Genomic DNA, 506 nt, shown 5'->3' with positions numbered 1-506 from the left:
CCTCGTGGTCCATGAAGGACCGAACGATTTGGGGGTTGGCTGCGATGAGCCTGGCGTACCAGTGCCCATCCTTGGAGCCTCGATTTGCATTGAGGCGTTGAGCCTGAGCAGCTTGCTGCGACAGGTGAGTCAGGAACAGACTTTCCATTTTTGCTTCCCCATGCCGGGGGAAAAGAAAAATGGCACACCCCTCCGGCATCGGGGTGTGACCACCCCCATGACGGGGAAATAACCCTTACGGGTCGATTACTTGGAGGCCTCCGCGATGGCGGCTTCCAGCTTGGCGTTGCGGGCTTTCACCGCAGTGACGGCCGCATCCGTGGCCTGCACAGTCGCGTACGCGACGGCGCTGAACAGGACAGCGACCACGATCAAGAGCTTGCGCACTTTTTGTACTCCTCAGGGTTGATGTCCCGAAGAGCCGTCCGCGAGGGATGAACCCTGCGGGACGAGCGACCGGTTAAGGTCGTTTGCTGCTACGTGCAGCTCCGTTCTGGCATTACGCC

General features: G+C 60.1%; 1 protein-coding gene. It reads right to left on the bottom strand.

Translation table 11 applies throughout. From position 1 onward, the window contains the following. Window positions 1-246 precede the first annotated feature (246 nt). Complete coding sequence (locus ACFSNB_RS18845) at window positions 247-387, bottom strand: hypothetical protein (protein WP_377319364.1); 141 nt, start codon at window positions 385-387, stop codon at window positions 247-249. Between the last annotated feature and the right edge of the window lie 119 nt (window positions 388-506).

Origin of the sequence: Phaeospirillum tilakii (assembly GCF_042683125.1) — a bacterium.
GTDB lineage: Bacteria > Pseudomonadota > Alphaproteobacteria > Rhodospirillales > Magnetospirillaceae > Phaeospirillum > Phaeospirillum tilakii.
This window is presented reverse-complemented; position numbering and strand designations above follow the sequence as displayed.